Here is a 19,126-nt window from a genome sequence, read left to right on the forward strand (position 1 = left end):
GTGAAAATGCCTCTCTCCCCTCCCTCACGCGTAGGAAGAGAGGGTGCCGAGGATCTTGTCCCTGATCTCCCCGGGAGAGTGGCCCATGATCGCCGCGAGGAACATCGCGCCCCCCGCGCCCATCCCCTCCTTCACCTCGCCGATGCAGTACCGCGCGAGGCCCGCGTGCCCGAGGTCGCCGAACGCCGGGTCGACGTAAGCGACCGGCACACCGATGCGCGCGGCGATCTCGCTGAAATTGGCGGACGCATCGTCTCTCACGTAGACGGTCGTCGCGATGACCGGGCGGGGGAGGGAGAGGGCATGCATGAGCGCGGCGACCGCGAGCATCTGGGTCCCGCCCGCGAGGACGAGCGTGCCCCGGAAACCCTTCCCGATGCCTGCAGTGAGGGGGATCATCGGGTCCCCGCAGCACCGCGCGGCCTCGAGGGGCGGGAGGGGGAGGGGCCGGCCGATCCTCCGGGAGACCTCGGCCCACACCGCCTCCTTCATCCCGACCGGGTTCTCCACGTAGCTCGAGCTGACCTTCGCCGGGTACCCGAGGGCACGCAGCACGCAGAGCGCGGTCGTCGTCCCGCCGGGCACGCACTCGCCGAGGACGAGGAGGTCGAACGCTTGCGAGAGGAAATTGCCTATGGCACACCCTTTCTCGAAGAGTTCCCGCGCGAGCGGGACGGCGTCCCCGGCGCGCGGGTCCCTCCCCGGCTCCCCGTAGACGTCGAGGCAGGGCACGGTCGGCCGGTGGACGAGCCCCGCGTTGACGAAGAGGGGGATGATCCCGCAAAGCTCCACCATCGCCCGCGTGATGGATGCCGGGGTGGGGCAGCCGGTCGGCGTGTCGGGCCGGGCCGGCATGCTCGTGATCTTCCCGCGGAGGACGAGTTCCGCGTCGAGGACCGGGGTGAGGAGGGTCTTCTCGGGGCTCGGGCCCGCGCCCGATATCCCCGGGACGGTGGAGAGGACCGTGTTGGCAAGGATACTCGCAAAGAGCGGCCTTTTTGGCGCGAGCGAGAACGTGTCTGTGACGAACGGCATGGGCGCTATCCTTCCCTCTCCTTCTGTTTCCTGCGCCATTCCTTCAATATACCGGCATGCCGTGGCGGGGAATGGGAGGGGGAAAAGGGGGCGGGGAAAGGCCCTGCACAACCCTCATTACGGGGGGTGTCGAAACAGATCTCCTTGGAAAGTCCCGGGGAAGGCACGCCACCCGACGGTGAGCGGACGCGGACGGCTGCCCGGGACGGGGAGGATCCATGTTCGGAATCGCCGGGAGGCTGGAGGGGAAGGGCGTGTCCCTCAGGGACATCCTCGACGCCGCGATGGAGCTGTACGTGCCGCACGGCGTGCCCGCGGAGGAGGCCCGGCCGAGGATAGGCCGGATGCTGGAGCGGTACATGGGGGATCCCAACGTCGCGTCCCTGCTGCTCGCTGCCATCCTCCTCGAGGAAGAGCTGTTCTGGAAGGACAGGGAGGGCTCGCAGATAAGGGACGACCCCGTGTTCCTCCTCTCCGACGAGATCATCGGCATGGCCATCGCCGAGTGCATCGGGGGAACGTACGCCCGGTTTGAGTTCACGCGGTACGACCAGAAGAAACCCGGCGTGATCCGGTCGCTCGGGCCGTTCCTCGACGATGCCATCGCCGGCCTCATCGCCGGCTGCACATCGAGGTTCTACAGCGAATGTGGCTGAATTCCGCCGTCGCGCTCCTCCAGTTCACGACCATCCTCCCCCTCGGGAAGCCGAGGGATTTCGACGCTTTTGCGGCCCGCTCGTGGATGTACCCCCTCGCGGGGTACGTCACCGGGGGGATTGCGGCCGCGGTCGCGCTCCTCGTCTCGCCCCCCCTCCTCGCGGCCTCGCTGGGGATCGGCACCGTCTTCCTCGTCTCGGGGTGCAACCACCTCGACGGCCTCATGGACTTCGGGGACGGGCTCATGGCACACGGCGGGCGCGAGAAGAGGATCGCGGCGCTCACGGACAGGAACGTGGGGGCCGGTGCACTCGCGCTCGGGATGAGCGTCACCCTCGTCTCGTTCTCGTCCCTCGCCTCGGCGGCCTGCGCCCCCTGCGCTCTCCTCGTCGCGGAAGTGGGCGCGAAGTTCTCGATGGCGCTCCTCTCCACGACGGGAAAACCGTTCCGGGACGGCCTCCACGCCGCGATCCAGTCCCGATCGCGCCCCTACTTCCCGGTCCTCGCGGGCATCCTCTGCCTCCCGCTCCTCCTCCTCCCCGTGCCGCTCCCCGCGTTCCTCCCGGTCGCCGCGGCGATGGTCGGCTGCCCCCTCATCCTCCAGCTCGTCGCCGGGAGGCTCTTTGGGGGCGTGAACGGCGACGTCGTCGGTGCGTCGCACGAGCTCACGCGGGCCGCCGTCCTCGCGGCCCTCGCCCTCGCGTGGTGACGCGACGCGCACCTTTTTTCCCGGGGCCGGGAGAGTACCACTCCATGCGCAGGGAGATCGCCATCCACATGCGCGGGGGTGTCATCACCGAACGGGATCCCCAGTACTGCACGGTCCGCACCCGCATCCCCGCGGGTGTCGTCACGCCCGACATGTTGAGAGGATTCGCGGATATCGCGGAGAAGTTCGGTGCCCGCGCCCTCCACCTCACCACACGGCAGACGGTCGAGATTCCCGGCATCGACCCGTCCCGCCTCGAGGAGATCGCGAGGGCCCTCGAGGAGAATGGTACACCCCTCGGTTCCGAGAGGGACGAGATCGTCAACGTGACCGCCTGCCCCGGGATCTCCCGCTGCATGTTCGGGAACATCGACACGGTGGGCCTCGCCAAGGCGATCGACGCGAGGCTGTTTGGGCGGGAGATGCCCGTCAAGGTGCGGATCGCGATCTCCGGCTGCCCCAACGCGTGCACGAGTCCCCTCCTCAACGAGATAGGGATCGTCGGCCGGATCGCACCCGTGAGGACACCCGGGCTCTGCACGGGGTGCGGGACCTGCGTCGAGTACTGCAAGGAGGGCGCGATCTCCATCAGGAAAGGTATCTCCGTGCTCGACGCGTCCCGCTGCGTCCAGTGCGGGACGTGCGTGCGGTCCTGCCCCTTCCACCTCCTCAAGTCATCGGGAGAGCACTACCTCGTCGCCGTCGGGGGACGGAGGGGGAGGCACCCCAAGATCGGGCGCGAACTCGTGGTCGTGCGAACCCCCGAGGCGGTCGTGGACGTGGTCGAGAAGGTCGTCCAGTGGGTCTACAGGAGGGCGTGGAGCGGGAGGCTGCTCTCCGACCAGCTCGAGGAGATCCAGTTCGACCAGCTCCGCGAGGAGATCCTCCGCGCGCTTCCGCCATCCGCCCTCTCCACGGGGGAGTGACGCGTCAGATCCTGTAGCGCGGGACGAATCCCGTCCCCTTCTCGTCGCCGCAGTCGATGGAGTCGCCGTCCCTGACGAGCTGGTTGAACTGGAGCTGCGCGGAGAGGAGGGCCTCGTCCGGCACGGTCCCCCTCTTCAGGTCGCGCAGCACCTTCTCCTGTGGCGTTGGATAGAACCGGGAACCCACCCTGATGCCCTTGCAGTGCTCGCAGAAGGCACAGTAGCGGTAGACAGAGACTTCGCCCGTGGCGCACTCCACAGTGGCGCGGTTCCCCGTTCCATCCTTGTGCATTTGCAGGGTCTTCATTATCCCGGAGGGGATTTGCTCCCCCGCATTATGATTCTGTCGATAATACCTTCCTTTTCCCGGGAAATCCCACGAAATCCCGTCAATCGAAATGATTAATACGTATCCATTTCCAATAATTTATACTCGAATAAATGGGCTGAACTCTGACAGGCTCATTTTTATCGGAGGAATGACATGGCAGCAGAAAAGCCTCACCTGAATCTGGCGGTCATCGGACACATCGACCACGGGAAGTCCACGATGGTCGGGAGGCTCATGTTCGAGACCGGGACCGTGCCCGCGCACATCATCGAGGCGTACCGCAAGGAGGCCGAGGCCAAGGGCAAGGCCACCTTCGAGTTCGCATGGGTCATGGACAACCTCAAGGAGGAACGCGAGAGGGGTATCACCATTGACATCGCGCACAAGAGGTTCGACACGCCGAAGTACTACTTCACGATCGTGGACTGCCCGGGCCACAGGGACTTCGTCAAGAACATGATCACGGGCGCGTCCCAGGCTGACGCCGCGATCCTCGTGGTCGCCGCGCCGGACGGGATCATGGAGCAGACGAAGGAGCACGTGTTCCTCGCGAGGACGCTTGGGATCGCGCAGCTCATCGTGGCCATCAACAAGATGGACGCGGTCAAGTACGACCAGAAGCGGTACGAGGAGGTGAAGAAGGACCTCTCTGCACTGCTCCAGATGGTCGGGTACAAGCCCGCAGAGATCCTCTTCATCCCGACGAGCGCACTCGCGGGCGTGAACATCGCCAAGAAGGCGCCGGAGACGCCGTGGTACACGGGTCCCACGCTCCTTGAGGCCCTCGACACACTGAAGGAGCCCGAGAAACCGGTGGACAAGCCACTGCGCCTCCCCATCCAGGACGTGTACAGCATCAGCGGTATCGGGACCGTCCCCGTGGGCCGCGTCGAGACCGGCATCCTGAAGAAGGGAATGAAGGTCAGCTTCATGCCGGCCAACAAGGAGGGAGAGGTCAAGTCCATCGAGATGCACCACGAGGAGATCCCGCAGGCCCTGCCGGGTGACAACGTCGGGTTCAACGTGCGCGGTATCGCGAAGGGCGACCTCCGCCGCGGCGACGTGACCGGGCCGGCCGATGCACCTCCGACAGTAGCCGACGAGTTCACCGCCCAGATCGTCGTCCTCCAGCACCCGAGTGCCATCACGGTGGGATACACCCCGGTGTTCCACTGCCACACGGCACAGACGGCGTGCACGTTCATCGAGCTCAAGAAGAAGCTCGACCCGAGGACCGGCCAGACCAAGGAGGAGAACCCCTCGTTCATCAAGACCGGTGACGCGGCGATCGTCCAGATCAAGCCCACGAAACCAATGGTCATCGAGAACGTGAAGGAGATCCCGCAGCTCGGGCGGTTTGCCATCCGCGACATGGGCTCCACCATCGCTGCCGGCATGTGCATCGGGATCGTTCCAAAGCAGATGCGGTGAGGAATAGGGCCCATTCTTCGCACTTTTTTGGTGTGGTAACATGCAGAAGGCCAGGATTCGCCTGACGGGGACGGACTACAAGAAGATCGAGATGGTCTGCGACCGCATCCGCGAGATCGCGGAGCGGACGGGTGTTAACCTCGCCGGCCCGATCCCGCTGCCGACGAAGCGCCTCGTCATCCCCATCAGGAAGAGCCCCGACGGGGAAGGCACCGCGACGTGGGATCGCTGGCAGATGAGGGTGCACAAGAGGCTCATCGACATCGACGCGGACGAGAGGGCCCTCCGGCAGCTGATGCGCACCCAGGTCCCCAAGGACATCGGCATCGAGATCGTCCTCGAGAGCTGAGGGAGCGGTTTGGCCGCGACCGGGATTTTCCGGAAGATCCACCCGGTCACGTCACCCGATGCCCTGTTTCTTTTGGTCTTCCTCGTTGCCCTCATCCTCCGGTTCCTCTTCCTCGATTACAAGCTCTTCCACCACGACGAGGCGATCCACGCGTGGTTCTCCTACGAGCTCCTCACGAAGGGGACCTACGTCTACGACCCGATGTACCACGGGCCGCTCCTCTACTATGCCACGGCGTGGATCTTCTCCCTGCTCGGGCAGTCCGACGCTGCCGGGCGGCTCCTCCCCGCCCTCGCGGGGACCGCCATCGTCCCCCTCGTCTACGCGGTGTACCGCCTGGGGTACCTCGACGGGAGGCAGGCCCTCATTGCCGCCCTCTTCGTCGCCGTCTCCCCTGACCTCGTCTACTTCTCGCGGTTCCTCCGGCACGACATTTTCCAGCTCTTCTTCTCGCTCCTCCTCCTCGTCGCGTTGCTCGCGTACCTCGAGCGCGGGAAAACCGCCTATGCCATCGTCGCGGGGCTCGCGGCCGGGGCGGGGATGTGCCTCAAGGAGGACATGCCGCTCTTCCTCCTCGTCCTCGCGGTCTTTGGGATTTACATTGCCCTGAGGCGCGACGTCCCGTTCCCGCGGGCGTGGAAGAGGGACGGTGCAATCGGTGCCCTCGTTGCCCTCGGCGTGATATCGCTCTTCTACTCTTCCCTCGGCGCCCACCCCGAAGTCCTCTGGACAGGGGCCCAGAAGGCATACGCCCACTGGACCGCGATGCACGGGCAGTGCCGGATATGCGGCCCGTGGTTCTTCTACGTCCTCCTCTTCCTCCTCTACGAGGTCCCCATCTTCGCACTCGCCATCTTCTCGATCATCCAGTTCACCGACCGGCACAACCCCTTCGCGTGGATCGCCGGCCGCGCCCGCGGTATCCTCCGGGGGGGCAGCACGGGGTGGAGCGGGGAACCGGGCCAACCCTGGAACAGGCAGGAGCTCTTCTTCCTCTTCTGCATCCTCTGGTTCGCCTCCACGCTCGCGGCCTACGCCTACATCGGGGAGAAGGTCCCCTGGCTGATCGTCCACCAGCTCCTCCCCGCGATACTCGTCTCCGTGTACCTGATGACGAAGAAGAAGGCCGTCATCGCCCTCTCGGGCTGCGCGTTCCTCGTCCTCATGACGTTCCACGTCTCTTTTGCGCCCGGTGACGTCAACGAGCCCATCGTGCAGGTCCAGAACTCCGAGGACCTCCGCACCGTCATGAGGCTGATCGACGCGTCCGATTCCGTCGTCGTCGCCTCGGAGAACTACTGGCCGCTCCCGTGGTACTACAGGGGCGAGAAATGGAACAAGATGCATTTCTACGGGAGGCTCGTCGACGAGGCAACGGTCTATGGAGTGGATCCCGACATGGTGATCACCCACGACCAGGCCAGTTACCCCTCCCTTTCCGGGTACACCAAGGAGACGTACAAGCTCTGCTACTGGTTCTCCATCTACGACAACGAGAACAGGATACCCGAGTACTACGTGAAGAGGGACGGGAAGCTCGGGAGCATCAACATCGACGTCTTCGCGAAACCGTCGGTCTACGAGAGGGCGGGCATCCCGCTGCCGGACTGAAAAGGGGATCCAAAAAAATTTCCGGAAAATTTTCCCGAAAAATGGGGTGTCTCAGCCGAGTTCGTCCCACTTCCTCCGCCGCCGGAAGAGGAGGTACCCGACGACGGCGACGACGGCGACCACCGCGATTATCCCCACGATGGCTATCCCCCCGAGGAGCGCTCCCGCGAGCGCCGAACCGACACCGTAGAGCGGGTTTGACTCGACCTTCTCCTTGAGGGAAAGCGCCTCCGCGAGCGCCTCGTCTGCCTTCGCCCTCGCCTCGGATGCCTTCGCCCTCGCGCGGTCGTAATCCTTCGCCGAAAGCGCGTCCCTCGCTGCGGAGACGAGGCCGGCGGCGTTATCGTGCGCGAGGATGATGGGGGTGAGGCGGGCGTCCGATCCCATGCTCTTGTTGACGCGGAGGTCCGTGATGATCTCGTTCACCTGGCCGACCCGGGCATCCGCGTCATCGATCTCCTTCTTCACGGATATCTCGGAGAGGATCACCTCCGCGTCCGCGATCGCGGCGTTCGCGCTGTTCAGGGAGTTCTGGGCACGGGAATAGTCGCTCGTCTTCTCCGCGTTCTTGACGTGGTCCTCTGCCTCGTTGTACTTCGCCTCGACGGCCGAGGTGTCTAATCCGGCTGCCCTCGCAGAATCTACCTTCGACTTGAGGGCTGCCAGTCTCTCCCGGGCCTGCTGGATCGACGCGGAGATCTGCGCGGGGTTGATGACGAGGGCCTTTTTCACCACCTCTGACGAGGCGATCGATTTCCCCTTGCTGTCCAGTTCCTTCACGCCGAAGACTATCTTCTCCCCGGTTCCCTCGACGACGGGTGCGGTCGCTTCCATCGTCACCTTCATCGAGACCTCCCTTTTGGCAGGGTAGGAGAGGAGCCAGCCGCTGATGGTGACGGGCTGCCCGACCTCCGTCATCGAGGGATTCTCTACCCCGTCGATGACGAGGGCATAGGTCCACACGGGTTTCTCCATCTCGCTCACAAGCTGGAGGGTGTTCGAATCGTCGAAGGTCTTGCCCCCGCTCGGCGGGAAATCGATGATGAAGGTCGCCCTCACCTGTGTCTGGCCCGACACGAGACTGCCCGAAGGCGAAATGACGATATTTCCCACGGACATGGCGGCCATGCCGGGGACGAGGATGCACAGGAAGAGTATTGCAGGTATTGCCCGTTTCAATCGCATGGTATCACTCGAATAACGGTTCTATCTCTTCGTCAAATGTAATGGGTTTTTTCTCCTGTGACTTCGCCACGTCTTCCTTCGTGATCTTGGCGATCTCCATCAGCTCCCTGATCCGCGGCGCGTTGCCGATCGTGGCGAGGACGACGACCGCGGCCACGTAGTTGCTGTTCACCGGGTAGTCGCCGCCGCGGACTTCCACGCCCGCGATGTTCTCCTCGACCCAGCTCTTCGCCTTCTCGATGCCTTTCCGGTCAAGCTCGTCCGGCGGGCCGGCGACGAGGACGAGCGCCCTCTCGGCGGTGCTGTAGTCGCACGGGAGGGTGAGCCTCCCGAGCATTGCCCGCCGTACAAGCGAGATGATCTTCGCGGTCCGGTCCTCCCCGAGGAGGACCTCCTCTGTCGCGTCCCTCTTCCTCAGGGTGCCCTTGATGCCCTCGAGGAGGGTGCTCACGGACGGCCTCTGTTTCCTTGTCACCACCTCGGCGATCGCGTACCCCACCGACGTGATCCCCCCGCCCCGCAGGGTATTGATGATCTCGCTAGAGTCCACGACCATCTCGCCGACGCCCGCGGAACCCACCTCCCCAGCCCGGAAGAGGACGCCGAACCGCCGGACGATCTCGTCGTTCAAGCGGGAAAAAGCGGATTTTATGCTCTCCCCCTCGTTCTTCCACGCGCTGTTGTCGAAGATGAACGTGTTGTCCGCTTCCTTGACGAGGGTCGTGAGGCTCCGGGCGGCATTGTAGGAGTACAGTCTCCCCTCCTCCGGGGCGGGCAGTATCCCGAGGACATACACGGGCTCCCTGTAGATCTTCTTCAACGCGCGGGCGAGGACCGGCGTCCCCCCCGATCCCGTCCCGCCCCCGAGGCCCGCGACGATCATGAACGCATCGACGTCGTGCGTTCCCCTCCTGTCGATGCCGCTCACGATACTGTCGATCTCGTCCATCGTGATGCGGGCACCCGCCGCGTTGTCGGTTCCGACCCCGTGGCCCTTCACGACGGTCTGGCCGATGAGGATCCGGTCCTTCATGTCGATGTGGCGGAGGCCCATGAGGTCCGTCCGCGCCGTATTCACCGCGACTCCCCTGAAACTGTTCCTCCCGAGCTTCCTGTCCTGCTCGAGGAACATGTCCACGATCTTCCCGCCCGCCTGGCCGAACCCGATGAAAAACATTTTCATGAAAACGCTACACCAGCCCGCTTATCCCGAAGGGACGTTTAATTTCTTGGAATATTATGATTTTCTCTCGGGAGTTCAAATACTTTCCTTGGGGGCGGTCCCGCCAAAACTGATTAAAAGAGACAATTTCCAATGCGGAGCCTTTTTCATCCCAATTTCCCAACCTGTAACAGGAACGCTGCATGAAGGTATGCATCATCGGCGGCGGGCTCACCGGTCTTACCGCGGCCCTCTCCCTCGGAAAGGAGCACGAGGTCGACCTCTACGAGAAACGCCACAGGCTCGGGGGATGCCTCGCGTCCTACGAGGTCGGGGACACGCACGTGGAGTCTTTTTACCACCATTGCTTCTCGGGTGACAACCGGTTTTTCTCGCTCCTCGGCACGCTCGGGCTCCGTGACAGGCTCGAGTGGTTCAGCGGGTCGACGGGGTACTTCGCGGGGGGGAAGGTGTACCCCCTCACCACGCCAGGCCAGATACTCTCGTACCCCTACCTCACGCTCTGGGAGAAGGCGAGGCTCGCCCTCCTCACGCTCCGGTCACGGTCGATCGACGCCGCCTCGCTCGACGGGGTCACGGCCCGCGAGTTCATCGTGGGAGCACTTGGGGAACGGACGTACGAGTCGTTCTTCGAGCCGCTCCTCGCGAGCAAGTTCGGGGACTACAGGGACAGGATCTCCGCGGCCTGGCTCGTGAGCAGGATCGCGATCCGGTCCCACCGCGGCCTCTCGGGGGAGCGCCTCGGGTACCTGAAGGGGGGTTTCCACGCGGTGATCAGTGCCCTTGCGGAGCGGGTGGGGAGGGACTGCACCATCCGCCTCGGCGACCCCGTCGAGAAGCTCGCGAGGGAAGCGGGGGGTTGGCGGGTGAACGACCGCCGGTACGATGCCGTCATCTCGACCGTGCCTCCCCAGGCGCTCCCCCCGATGTCCGTCCCGGACGTGGAACCCGTGCCGTACCAGGGGGCAGCGTGCGTGCTCGCGGGACTCGGACGGGACCCTGCCGGGGGAGTCTACTGGCTGAACATGAAGGATCCCGCGCCCTACGGCGCGGTGATCGTCCACACGAACCTCGTCCCCCGGGAAAGGTACGGCGAGCACCTCGTCTACCTCGCATCCTACTTCCACGGGAAGCTCCCTGAGAAAGCGGACGAGAGGATGCTCTCGGACTTCTGCACGAGGTTTGGGATACCGCGGGGGGAGATCCACTGGCACAGGTTCGCGGTGGAACAGTATGCCGGCCCGCTCTACGTGACGGGATACGCGGAGAAGATCCTGCCGTACAGGGCCGCGGGCCTCTACTTTGCGGGGATGTTCTCCCGGCCGAACTACCCGGAGAGGAGCATGGAGGGCGCGGTCGCTGCCGGGACGGAGGTCGCAGAACTCGTAGGGAGGGAGGCGGGCTGATGGAGGGGTCCCCCGCGAACCTCGTCAGCGTGGTCATCCCCGTCTACAACGACAGGGAGAGTCTCTCCCGCGCGATCCCCTCCGCGATCGCGGCCCTCGAGGCAGCCGGGTATCCCTTCGAGCTCATCGTGGCCGAGGACGGGAGCACGGACGGGAGCGCCTCCGTCGCGGAAGAGTGGGAGAGGAGGGACAACCGCGTCCGGCTCCTCCACAGCGACACGCGCCTCGGCCGGGGGAGAGCCCTCTCGAGGGCCTTTTCTGCCGCGAGGGGCGACATCGTCTGCTACTTCGACGTTGACCTCGCGACGGACCTCGCGCACATCCCCGAGCTCGTCGGGTCGGTGAGGGAGGGCCACGACATCGCGACGGGGTCCCGTCTCCTGCCGGAAAGCAAGATCGCGAGGAGCAGCAGCCGCGAGATCGCGAGCCGCGTGTACAATTTTCTCGTCCGCCGTATCCTCGGGTCGCGGGTGCACGACCACCAGTGCGGTTTCAAGGCGTTCAGGCGGGAGAGGTTGCTTGCCCTCCTGCCGGAGGTGCGGGACACGCACTGGTTCTGGGACACGGAAGTCCTCGTCAGGGCACAGAGGAAGGGGTACTCGGTCAGGGAGTTCCCCGTGCGGTGGAGAGAGGGGCGGGGCACGACCGTGAGGCGGAGGGACGTCTGGGAGATGGGGCGGGCCATCTTCCGCCTGTGGTGGCAGTTGCATGTGGAGAAGGGCTAGCGCGATCCTCGTCTCGACGCTCCTCGCTGTCGGGATCGTGGCCTTCATGGTCTCCACGATATGGGACGATCTCCTCGTCACCGCGGAGCACGCCGTGTGGCACTACCTCGTCCTCGCGTCCGCGATCTGTCTTGGGTCGTGGTGGCTTCGGGGGCTTCGGTACAGGGGCATCCTCTCCTCCCTCGGGGTGCCCGCGGGGACGACGTTCTCGGTCGCATGCATCTTCGTGAGCCAGACGGCAAACCTCGTCGTCCCCGCCCGCCTCGGCGACCTCGTGCGGATATTCATCCTCCGCCACGAGTTCGGGACGTCCGCGTCCCGCGGGTTGTCGTCGATCGTCGTGGAGCGCGTCTTTGACATCCTGCTTGTGGCGGCACTCGGGGCAGTCTCCCTCCCATTTGTCCTCAATGCACCCGGCTGGTTCTACACGACCGTCGCGATCCCGATTGCCGGGGGGTTCGCGTTCTTCCTGTTCCTCGTCCTCACGAGGAAAACTTTTCCCAAGAACCGCGTGATGCAGGCGATCTTCGGGGTGATCCACCAGGTGCGCGAGGCATCCCTCTCGCCCCGTGCCCTCCTCTCACTCTCCGCCGGTTCCACCGTGATATGGGTGATGGACGTCCTGGTATGCGTCTGCGTGGTGATGATGTTCCAGATTACCGTGCCTTTTGCCACCGTCGTCCTCGGTATCGTGATCGGAAACCTCGTCAAGGCTGTCCCCCTGACCCCCGGCGGCGTGGGGACCTACGAACTTGCGCTCGCGCTCACCTTCACCCTCGGGGGCGTCCCGGCACAGGGCGCGCTGATGATCGCGATCGTCGATCACCTCGTCAAGAACCTCGTCACGCTCGGCGGCGGTGCCGTCTCGATTTACTCCTTCGGCGGGTGGGTGCTCGGGAGCATCCGGACCGCGATCTCGGAGAGGTTCGGGGGGATGAAGACTGACTGACCCGGTCACGCAGGTCCTTTATGTTCTCTCGTGGCTCGTCCTCGTCTTCTTCCTCCAGCTCTCCCTATGGCCCTCAGTCCGGGGAACTTTCCCGGGGTTTGCCTGCGCGGTCTCGTTCCCCCTCTCCGCCCTCCTCTTCTCGCTTTCGAGCTGGTACTGCGGGCTCCTCCGCCTGCCGGTAACCCTCGCCCTCGTCCCGTTCGCCGCGCTCTTTCTCCTCTCCGCGTGGGGGAAAAAATACTCGCGGGAGATTCTCCGGGAGGGGTGGCCGTACCTCGCTGTATTTGCGATCTTCTTCTCGTCGATGCTGTGCGTCCGGTTCGCGAACCCCAGCATCTCGTACGCGGAGAAATTCATGGACCACGCCTTCCTCGCCTCCGTCATGAGGACCCCCGTCGTCCCGCCCCTCGACCCGTGGTTTGCGGGGGGCTTCCTCGACGTGTACTATTACCTCGGCTACTGGATGTTCGGGGTGATGGGGATCGCGAGCGGCGTGCCGTCGCACGTCGCGTTCAACCTCGTGCTCCCGACCGTCTTTGGTTACTCTGCCGTGGTGCTCTATGCCCTCGGGCGGCTGCTCGCCCCGAGGTTCCCGTGGGTCCTCCCCGCAGTCCTGATCCTCCCGAACCCCTCCTTCTTCTGGCAGGTTATCCAGGGGAAGGCAGCGGGATCCGTCCTGTGGGACAGCACGCGGACGATATCGAACACCATCAACGAGTACCCCCTCTTTTCCTTCCTCTGGGGCGACGTCCACCCCCACGTCGTCGGCATCTTCAACCAGGTCCTCCTCGTTTTCCTCCTCGTCTACACCCTCCAAAGATACGGGGACCTCGGCGTGGGGAGCCGGATCATCCTCGTCCTCACGAGCGGGCTCTCGCTCGGCTCGATGCCGCCCACCAACACGTGGGACGTCCTCGTCTATGCCCCTGCCACTGTCGTATTCGGGATCCTCGTGGGGGTTGCGTCGCGCGGGTCGCCCCCGCCGGGGAACCCCCCTGCGACCCTTAATGCCACGCGTATCCCGATCGCGGGCGCAGTGCGGGAATGCGCAGGGAGAATATTCCTCTCGCCGTGGTCATTCCTCTTCTCCGTGCCGGTAGTCGCGGGGATCGCGTACCTCCCCTTCATCTCGCAGATGCGATCGCAGGGGATCATGGGCGTGGGCCTCGTCCACTCGCCCACGGCACCGCCCGAGTTCCTCCTCGTCCACGGGTTTTTCCTCCTCCCCATGGTGCTCTTTTTCGCCCCGCAGATCAGGAGGATGCCCCTGCTCCTCGCCGTCCCGGTCTCCCTCGCGCTGGCCGGGTACGTATCCGCGGCGATCGCGGCGGTCCCCCTCGCCGGGGCCCTCGCAGGCATCGTCTCGGGGGAGAGGCGCGGGGCAGGGGAGGTCCTCGCGGCACTCGGCCTTGCGATCGTCATCGCCTGCGAGGTCGTCTACCTGAAGGACAACATGGGCGACGCGTACTACAGGATGAACACGGTTTTCAAGCTGTACATCGCGGCGTGGATCCTGATGGGAGCCTCCTCGCTCTCCATGCTCTCCGGGGCGATCGGCAGGCACGTCCCGGAGGGGCGCGTCCCCCAGTGGGCGAGGAACCTCGCGCTGGTTGCGGTGTCCGTCCTCCTCGTCGCCGCCCCGCTCGCGGTCTCCCTCGATCCCCCCTACAAGGGGGGGACCCTCGACGGCCTCGCGTACCTTGACTCGGCGCACCCCGGGGACGCGCGGGCGATCGCCTTCCTGCGATCGCTCCCCCATGTCGGGGGCATCGTGGAGGCCGAGGGGGGAGACTACACGTACTTCGGGAGGGTCTCCGCATTCACCGGGATCCCGACGATCATCGGGTGGCCCTTCCACGAGTACATGTGGCGGGGCAACGAGGGCGGGTGGTACGGGACGCGGCAGGCGGACGTGAGGGCGATCTACGAGGACCCCGCATCCACCGCGACCCTGATGCGCAAGTACAACGTGACCCACGTGTACGTGGGTGAGCCCGAGAGGGAGAGGTACGCGGTGCGGCTCGGGGATGCCGGTCTCCCCGCCGTCTACGACCGCGACGGCGTTTCGATCTACGCCCTCGAATAGGGAATCCTCCCGCGAAAAACCGGTCGTGGACCGCCCTCCTCCAAACATTTATGCCTGCACCTGTCGAATTCATATGGCTGCATCGTCGGTACTGACTGATGAGTGATGAAGGAGACGCGACTCCTGAATGAGGTGGGTCATGGCAAAGTCATACGTCAAGTTCCAGGTTTCTGAAGAGATACAGAACAAGGCACTCGAGGCCCTCGAGATTGCACGGGAGACGGGGAAGATCAAGAAAGGTTCGAACGAGGCAACGAAGGCGGTCGAGCGAAGTATCGCGACGCTCGTCCTCATCGGGGCGGACGTGGAGCCAGAGGAGATCGTGATGCACCTCCCGCCGCTCTGCGAGGAGAAGAAGATCCCGTACCTCTTCATCAACAAGCAGAACGACATCGGGACCGCGAGCGGGCTCGACGTGGGGTCGGCCGCGGCGGCGATCGTCAAGCCCGGGAAGGCGAAGGAACTCGTGGACGAGATCATCAAGCAGGTCAGCGAGCTGAAGGCGTGAGATGGATCCATGGCTGACGAAGGAACACCCGCAGAGGTTATCGAGGTGATCGGCCCCACCGGGATGCACGGCGAGGCCATGCAGGTGAAGTGCAGGATCCTCGACGGGCCAAACAAGGGCCGGATCATCACGCGGAACACGGTGGGCCCCATCCGCGAGGGTGACATCCTGATGCTCCTCGAGACCGAGCGCGAGGCAAAGAAGCTCTCGAGGCGGTGAGGAGTCCCATGGTCGAACAGAAGAACTGCAGTTTCTGCGGGGAGCTCATCGAGCCGGGCACGGGGAAGATGTTCGTCCGGAAGGACGGGTCTGTCTTCTACTTCTGCAGCTCGAAGTGCCAGAACAACTTCCGCCTCGGGAGGACCCCAAGGAACGTCCCGTGGACGCGCGCGGGGCGGAAGGCCATGGGCAAGGAGTGACCGGGCGTGGACCGGACGTTCGTGATGGTCAAGCCCGACGGCGTCGCGCGCGGTCTCGTCGGCGAGGTGATCAGGAGGCTCGAGAGGAAGGGCTTGAAGCTCGTCGCGGCGCGGTTCGAGAAGGTCCCGGAGAAGAAGATCCTCGAGCAGTACAGGGAACACATCGACAAACCTTTCTTTCCGTCCCTGCGCCACTACATCGAGAGCGGCCCCTGCTTCCTCATGGTCTGGGAGGGCAGGGACGCGGTCGCGGTCGTGAGGAGGATGATCGGGGCGACGAATCCCGCGGAGGCCGCGCCCGGCACCATACGCGGCGACCTCGCGCTCGATACCGGGAGGAACGTCATCCACGCCTCGGACTCCCCCGCGAGCGCTGCCCGCGAGATATCGCTCCACTTTTCGCCCGAGGAGATAGTCACGTACCGGCGGGTCGACGAGCCGTCGATCTACGAGTGACGCGGCCCGCTCCCCGATCTCCCTTTTTTCCAAACGCCTCCCGCACGCCTCCCGGCGAGCGCATTTCCCGGTTGGTCTTCCCGGCTGGCGGAGTATCCCGGGGCGGGGGAAGGCTCATGGTGTCTTCCGGAGAGATCTTCAGCACCTATGATCCTGTGCTGCGCACAGATCCGGAGCGTGTGGGAAGACCCTGACGCGACCCTCGCGAAGGCAGAACACTGCATCGCGAGGGCCTCGCGGGAAGGGGGCGATCTCGTCTGCTTCCCCGAGCAGTTCGCGACGGGGTGGGATCCCTCCTCCCTCCGGCACGTCCAGGACATGTCAGGCCCGATCGTCGCGAGGCTCCAGGCACTCGCGGAGGAGTATTCCATCGCGGTGCTCGGGTCGCTCAGGAAGAACGCGAGACCCCGCCCGGAGAACACGTGCGTTGCCATCTCCGCGAGGGGAGAGATCCTCGCGGAGTACTCGAAGTGCCACCTCTTCTCCCCCGCGGGCGAGGACCGATACTACCAGCGCGGGAAGTCGATCGCGACGTTCCCCCTCGGGGGAATGACGTTCGGGATTGCCATCTGCTACGACCTTCGATTCGCGTCCCTCTTTTCGCTCTACAGCGATGCGGGGGTGGACGGCATACTCGTCCCCGCAGCCTGGCCTGCCTCCCGGCTCTCCCACTGGGAGCTCTTCGTTCGGGCCCGCGCCCTCGAGTACCAGGTGTACGTCGCGGGGATCAACACGACGGGTGCAACACCCGTGGACGTGTACAAGGGGGGGACGATCGTCGCGGACCCGACGGGGGCCCCCGTCATCTCCGCGGGGGCGGAGGAAGGGGTCTACTCCTGTGAGCTGCGCAGGGAGTTCGTCGAGAGGGTCCGGGCCGCGCTCCCGGTGGGGAGAGACCGGCGGTCCGATCTCCCCCCGGCCGGCGGCTCGCGCGGGTGACGGGTTTTTTTGGGGCCCCCCGCCCGCAGGTGGGCACGTGCCCTCCCCGCCAATCCGCCTCCTATTTACCCGTGGAGAGCGACTATCTCCATGTACATGTACAGTCTCGTGTGTGTCGGGTGCGGGGCCACGTATCCCCCCGACGAAGTCGTCTATTCCTGCGGGCGTTGCGGCCACCTCCTCTCGGTGGAGTACGATCTCGACGAGCTCGACGTCGAGAGGGGCGCGTGGGAGAAGAGGCCCCTCTCCGTCTGGCGCTACAGGGAGCTCCTCCCGGTCTCGATTCCCCCGGTCACCCTGCGGGAAGGGGGAACCCCCCTCTACCACCTCCCCCGCATCGGGCAGGAGATCGGGGTGCCGGAACTCTACGCGAAGCACGAGGGCATGAACCCCACCGGGTCCTTCAAGGACAGGGGGATGACGGTGGGCGTGAGCATGGCCCTCCAGCTGGGGAAAAACTCCGTCGCGTGCGCGAGCACGGGGAACACCTCGGCGAGCCTCGCGGCGTACGCCGCAAAGGCGGGGATCCCCGCCGTCGTCCTCCTCCCCGCCGGGAAGGTGGCGCTCGGGAAGGTCGCGCAGGCGCTGATGCACGGCGCCCGCGTGCTCTCCATAAGGGGAAACTTCGACCGGGCACTCGAGATGGTCCAGGAGCTCTGCACCACCCACGGCCTCTACCTCCTCAACTCGGTGAATCCCTTCCGGCTCGAGGGGCAGAAGACCATAGGATTCGAGGTGCTCGACCAACTAGGGTCCGTTCCTGACAGGGTCGTCCTCCCCGTCGGGAACGCGGGGAACATCTCCGCGGTCTACAAGGGGTTCCGCGAGCTCCTTGCGCTCGGTCTCCTCGACAGGATCCCCATGATGACCGGGATACAGGCCGCGGGCTCGGCACCGGTCGTGAGGGCGATCCGGGAGGGTCTCCCCGCCGTGGAACCTGAACCCCGTCCCGAGACGGTAGCCACCGCGATCCGGATCGGCGCGCCCGTGAATGCCGAGAAGGCGCTCGTCGCGATCAGGGAGACGGGCGGGTGCGCGGAGGCCGTGACGGACGACGAGATCCTCGCGATGCAGCGGGAACTCGCGCGGAAAGAGGGGATCGGGGTGGAACCTGCCTCCGCCGCGTCTGTCGCGGGGGTGAAGAAACTCGCCGAGGCTGGCGTGATAGGGAGGGACGAGACGGTCGTGTGCGTGGTGACCGGCCACCTCCTCAAGGACCCTGAGACAGTGATACGCCAATGTCCCGCACCTGTCGAGATCGACGCGGACCTGCCCTCCTTGCTCTCTGCGCTGCGACTCTCCTCGTGATCCAGTCGCTCGCCGCGGACGTGGCGGAGTTCCGGATCCTCCCGAACGGGACAGCGTACACCGCGTCCCTCGACCTTTCCGACGCGACGGGCTACGAGTTCTCCGAGCCGGGCTTCCTCGGGGAGATGGTCCCGTTCAGGCCGCAGAACGTCACCCTCGCGGGGGACTGTTCGCCGTGCACGTTCACGTGGAAGGGAGATTCCGCGATCCGGTTCCCGCGGGGGAACTACACCCTCTCTTTCCAGGGGCCGGTCCGCGACCGGGACTTCCTCGCCGTCTTCGATCGGCCACGCCGCGTCTCCGTTGTCCTCCCGCCCGGGTTCGACGCGAGGAACCCTGCCCTCGGCGCGGTCAGCCCCGGCGCTGCCGTCTCGACCCTGCCGGACGGGGGGCTTTCGATCTCGTGGAACGCGACGAGGGTCGCGGAAGTCAGGTTCTACGAGAGGGAACGCGAGGAGCTCCTCTTCCTCTTTGCCCAGTTCTGGGTCGTCGTCGCACTCGTGATGCTCGCCCCGTTCCTCCTCACGCGGGGGAATCCCCCGAGAGGACCGCGCGGATAGCCTCGTCCAGCCTTTGCATCTGGAATGGCTTAGGGACCACGGCGGAAAACCCGAGTTCCCTGTACCGCGAGACGATCGGGTCGTCGGTAAAACCAGTCGTGATGATCGCCCTCACGCCCGGGTCGATCGCCTTCAGCAGGCGCAGCGTCTCGATCCCGTCCGGGCCCGACTTCACGGAGAGGTCGAGGATGACGACCGCGAAGGGATCGCTTTCCCGGAGCGCCCTCTCGTAGGATTCCCTCGCGGCCTCCCCGTCGGCAACGACCTCTGCGCGGTACCCGAGCCTCGCGAGGTATATTTTCACGATCTCGCGTATGCCCTCCTCGTCGTCCATGAAGAGAACACGCGCGCCC

General features: G+C 65.2%; 22 protein-coding genes. 17 read left to right on the top strand and 5 right to left on the bottom strand.

Annotation, left to right across the window (positions count from 1 at the left end; genetic code table 11):
- Positions 1-24: 24 nt before the first annotated feature.
- Positions 25-1,035 carry a TIGR00303 family protein gene (locus QFX32_06680; protein ID MDI9633725.1) on the bottom strand — a complete coding sequence of 337 codons (1,011 nt, stop codon included), beginning with the start codon at positions 1,033-1,035 and terminating at the stop codon, positions 25-27.
- 218 nt (positions 1,036-1,253) lie between these two features.
- Here QFX32_06680 and QFX32_06685 point away from each other — a divergent pair, with 218 nt between their 5' ends.
- Genes QFX32_06685 through QFX32_06695 form a run of 3 tightly spaced genes read left to right on the top strand, consistent with a single transcriptional unit; the run spans position 1,254 to position 3,327 of the window.
- Positions 1,254-1,691 (top strand): phosphatidylglycerophosphatase A, encoded by a 438-nt coding sequence (locus QFX32_06685; GenBank protein MDI9633726.1) that lies wholly within the window; start codon positions 1,254-1,256, stop codon positions 1,689-1,691.
- Positions 1,682-2,401, top strand: coding sequence for an adenosylcobinamide-GDP ribazoletransferase (gene cobS, locus QFX32_06690; protein MDI9633727.1), 720 nt, complete (start codon positions 1,682-1,684; stop codon positions 2,399-2,401). The genes QFX32_06685 and cobS overlap by 10 nt, the downstream gene beginning before the upstream one ends.
- 44 nt (positions 2,402-2,445) lie before the next feature.
- Positions 2,446-3,327 (top strand): 4Fe-4S binding protein, encoded by an 882-nt coding sequence (locus QFX32_06695; GenBank protein ID MDI9633728.1) that lies wholly within the window; start codon positions 2,446-2,448, stop codon positions 3,325-3,327.
- A gap of 4 nt (positions 3,328-3,331) precedes the next feature.
- Here the strand turns inward: QFX32_06695 and QFX32_06700 are convergent, their stop codons facing one another.
- Positions 3,332-3,634, bottom strand: coding sequence for a hypothetical protein (locus QFX32_06700; protein ID MDI9633729.1), 303 nt, complete (start codon positions 3,632-3,634; stop codon positions 3,332-3,334).
- A gap of 177 nt (positions 3,635-3,811) precedes the next feature.
- On the opposite strand from QFX32_06700, the gene tuf reads away from it, so the two are divergent.
- From tuf to QFX32_06715, 3 genes are read left to right on the top strand one after another with little or no spacing between them, the layout of a single operon-like run.
- Positions 3,812-5,089 (top strand): translation elongation factor EF-1 subunit alpha, encoded by a 1,278-nt coding sequence (gene tuf, locus QFX32_06705; protein MDI9633730.1) that lies wholly within the window; start codon positions 3,812-3,814, stop codon positions 5,087-5,089.
- Between the two features lie 40 nt (positions 5,090-5,129).
- Positions 5,130-5,438 carry a 30S ribosomal protein S10 gene (rpsJ, locus tag QFX32_06710; GenBank protein ID MDI9633731.1) on the top strand — a complete coding sequence of 103 codons (309 nt, stop codon included), beginning with the start codon at positions 5,130-5,132 and terminating at the stop codon, positions 5,436-5,438.
- A 9-nt stretch (positions 5,439-5,447) separates the two neighbouring features.
- Positions 5,448-7,049, top strand: coding sequence for a TIGR03663 family protein (locus QFX32_06715; GenBank protein MDI9633732.1), 1,602 nt, complete (start codon positions 5,448-5,450; stop codon positions 7,047-7,049).
- A 51-nt stretch (positions 7,050-7,100) separates the two neighbouring features.
- Here the strand turns inward: QFX32_06715 and QFX32_06720 are convergent, their stop codons facing one another.
- Positions 7,101-8,234, bottom strand: coding sequence for a hypothetical protein (locus QFX32_06720; GenBank protein MDI9633733.1), 1,134 nt, complete (start codon positions 8,232-8,234; stop codon positions 7,101-7,103).
- 4 nt (positions 8,235-8,238) lie between these two features.
- Positions 8,239-9,417: a tubulin/FtsZ family protein gene (locus tag QFX32_06725; protein MDI9633734.1), complete on the bottom strand. Its 1,179-nt coding sequence runs from the start codon at positions 9,415-9,417 to the stop codon at positions 8,239-8,241.
- Positions 9,418-9,599: 182 nt separating this feature from the next.
- Here QFX32_06725 and QFX32_06730 point away from each other — a divergent pair, with 182 nt between their 5' ends.
- From QFX32_06730 to QFX32_06780, 11 genes are all read left to right on the top strand, one after another.
- Positions 9,600-10,823 (top strand): NAD(P)/FAD-dependent oxidoreductase, encoded by a 1,224-nt coding sequence (locus tag QFX32_06730; protein ID MDI9633735.1) that lies wholly within the window; start codon positions 9,600-9,602, stop codon positions 10,821-10,823.
- Positions 10,823-11,548 (top strand): glycosyltransferase family 2 protein, encoded by a 726-nt coding sequence (locus tag QFX32_06735; protein ID MDI9633736.1) that lies wholly within the window; start codon positions 10,823-10,825, stop codon positions 11,546-11,548. The genes QFX32_06730 and QFX32_06735 overlap by 1 nt, the downstream gene beginning before the upstream one ends.
- Positions 11,532-12,497 carry a lysylphosphatidylglycerol synthase transmembrane domain-containing protein gene (locus tag QFX32_06740; GenBank protein ID MDI9633737.1) on the top strand — a complete coding sequence of 322 codons (966 nt, stop codon included), beginning with the start codon at positions 11,532-11,534 and terminating at the stop codon, positions 12,495-12,497. The genes QFX32_06735 and QFX32_06740 overlap by 17 nt, the downstream gene beginning before the upstream one ends.
- Positions 12,490-14,583, top strand: a complete 2,094-nt coding sequence (locus QFX32_06745; GenBank protein MDI9633738.1) for a DUF2298 domain-containing protein — start codon at positions 12,490-12,492, stop codon at positions 14,581-14,583. The genes QFX32_06740 and QFX32_06745 overlap by 8 nt, the downstream gene beginning before the upstream one ends.
- A gap of 139 nt (positions 14,584-14,722) precedes the next feature.
- Positions 14,723-15,091 carry a 50S ribosomal protein L7Ae gene (rpl7ae, locus tag QFX32_06750; protein ID MDI9633739.1) on the top strand — a complete coding sequence of 123 codons (369 nt, stop codon included), beginning with the start codon at positions 14,723-14,725 and terminating at the stop codon, positions 15,089-15,091.
- A gap of 9 nt (positions 15,092-15,100) precedes the next feature.
- Positions 15,101-15,310 carry a 30S ribosomal protein S28e gene (locus QFX32_06755; GenBank protein MDI9633740.1) on the top strand — a complete coding sequence of 70 codons (210 nt, stop codon included), beginning with the start codon at positions 15,101-15,103 and terminating at the stop codon, positions 15,308-15,310.
- A gap of 8 nt (positions 15,311-15,318) precedes the next feature.
- The gene (locus QFX32_06760) at positions 15,319-15,510 is read left to right on the top strand and encodes a 50S ribosomal protein L24e (GenBank protein MDI9633741.1); all 192 of its coding nucleotides are present in this window, start codon (positions 15,319-15,321) and stop codon (positions 15,508-15,510) included.
- A 6-nt stretch (positions 15,511-15,516) separates the two neighbouring features.
- Positions 15,517-15,966, top strand: a complete 450-nt coding sequence (gene ndk, locus QFX32_06765; protein MDI9633742.1) for a nucleoside-diphosphate kinase — start codon at positions 15,517-15,519, stop codon at positions 15,964-15,966.
- A 147-nt stretch (positions 15,967-16,113) separates the two neighbouring features.
- On the top strand, positions 16,114-16,905 hold the full coding sequence (locus tag QFX32_06770; GenBank protein ID MDI9633743.1) for a nitrilase-related carbon-nitrogen hydrolase: 792 nt from the start codon (positions 16,114-16,116) through the stop codon (positions 16,903-16,905).
- Positions 16,906-17,001: 96 nt separating this feature from the next.
- Positions 17,002-18,213: a threonine synthase gene (gene thrC, locus QFX32_06775; GenBank protein MDI9633744.1), complete on the top strand. Its 1,212-nt coding sequence runs from the start codon at positions 17,002-17,004 to the stop codon at positions 18,211-18,213.
- Positions 18,210-18,773 (top strand): DUF5803 family protein, encoded by a 564-nt coding sequence (locus QFX32_06780; protein ID MDI9633745.1) that lies wholly within the window; start codon positions 18,210-18,212, stop codon positions 18,771-18,773. Before thrC ends, QFX32_06780 begins: the two co-directional genes overlap by 4 nt.
- On the opposite strand, the gene QFX32_06785 is transcribed toward QFX32_06780, so the two are convergent.
- Positions 18,736-19,107 (bottom strand): response regulator, encoded by a 372-nt coding sequence (locus QFX32_06785; GenBank protein MDI9633746.1) that lies wholly within the window; start codon positions 19,105-19,107, stop codon positions 18,736-18,738. The two genes, QFX32_06780 and QFX32_06785, sit on opposite strands and share 38 nt — an antisense overlap.
- Positions 19,108-19,126 lie beyond the last annotated feature (19 nt).

The sequence above is a fragment of the Methanolinea sp. genome, assembly GCA_030055515.1.
Taxonomy (GTDB): Archaea; Halobacteriota; Methanomicrobia; order Methanomicrobiales; family Methanospirillaceae; genus Methanolinea_A.

What these genes read in the sequence shown, in the direction of transcription:
- thrC (MDI9633744.1), top strand. Translation starts at nt 17,002, where the DNA reads ATGTACAGTCTCGTGTGTGTCGGGTGCGGGGCCACGTATCCCCCCGAC.
- QFX32_06695 (MDI9633728.1), top strand. Translation starts at nt 2,446, where the DNA reads ATGCGCAGGGAGATCGCCATCCACATGCGCGGGGGTGTCATCACCGAA.
- QFX32_06755 (MDI9633740.1), top strand. Translation starts at nt 15,101, where the DNA reads ATGGCTGACGAAGGAACACCCGCAGAGGTTATCGAGGTGATCGGCCCC.
- cobS (MDI9633727.1), top strand. Translation starts at nt 1,682, where the DNA reads ATGTGGCTGAATTCCGCCGTCGCGCTCCTCCAGTTCACGACCATCCTC.
- rpl7ae (MDI9633739.1), top strand. Translation starts at nt 14,723, where the DNA reads ATGGCAAAGTCATACGTCAAGTTCCAGGTTTCTGAAGAGATACAGAAC.
- QFX32_06680 (MDI9633725.1), bottom strand. Translation starts at nt 1,035, where the DNA reads ATGCCGTTCGTCACAGACACGTTCTCGCTCGCGCCAAAAAGGCCGCTC.
- QFX32_06735 (MDI9633736.1), top strand. Translation starts at nt 10,823, where the DNA reads ATGGAGGGGTCCCCCGCGAACCTCGTCAGCGTGGTCATCCCCGTCTAC.
- QFX32_06770 (MDI9633743.1), top strand. Translation starts at nt 16,114, where the DNA reads ATGATCCTGTGCTGCGCACAGATCCGGAGCGTGTGGGAAGACCCTGAC.
- rpsJ (MDI9633731.1), top strand. Translation starts at nt 5,130, where the DNA reads ATGCAGAAGGCCAGGATTCGCCTGACGGGGACGGACTACAAGAAGATC.
- QFX32_06740 (MDI9633737.1), top strand. Translation starts at nt 11,532, where the DNA reads ATGTGGAGAAGGGCTAGCGCGATCCTCGTCTCGACGCTCCTCGCTGTC.
- QFX32_06760 (MDI9633741.1), top strand. Translation starts at nt 15,319, where the DNA reads ATGGTCGAACAGAAGAACTGCAGTTTCTGCGGGGAGCTCATCGAGCCG.
- QFX32_06785 (MDI9633746.1), bottom strand. Translation starts at nt 19,107, where the DNA reads ATGGACGACGAGGAGGGCATACGCGAGATCGTGAAAATATACCTCGCG.
- QFX32_06720 (MDI9633733.1), bottom strand. Translation starts at nt 8,234, where the DNA reads ATGCGATTGAAACGGGCAATACCTGCAATACTCTTCCTGTGCATCCTC.
- QFX32_06725 (MDI9633734.1), bottom strand. Translation starts at nt 9,417, where the DNA reads ATGAAAATGTTTTTCATCGGGTTCGGCCAGGCGGGCGGGAAGATCGTG.
- QFX32_06685 (MDI9633726.1), top strand. Translation starts at nt 1,254, where the DNA reads ATGTTCGGAATCGCCGGGAGGCTGGAGGGGAAGGGCGTGTCCCTCAGG.
- QFX32_06700 (MDI9633729.1), bottom strand. Translation starts at nt 3,634, where the DNA reads ATGAAGACCCTGCAAATGCACAAGGATGGAACGGGGAACCGCGCCACT.
- tuf (MDI9633730.1), top strand. Translation starts at nt 3,812, where the DNA reads ATGGCAGCAGAAAAGCCTCACCTGAATCTGGCGGTCATCGGACACATC.
- QFX32_06730 (MDI9633735.1), top strand. Translation starts at nt 9,600, where the DNA reads ATGAAGGTATGCATCATCGGCGGCGGGCTCACCGGTCTTACCGCGGCC.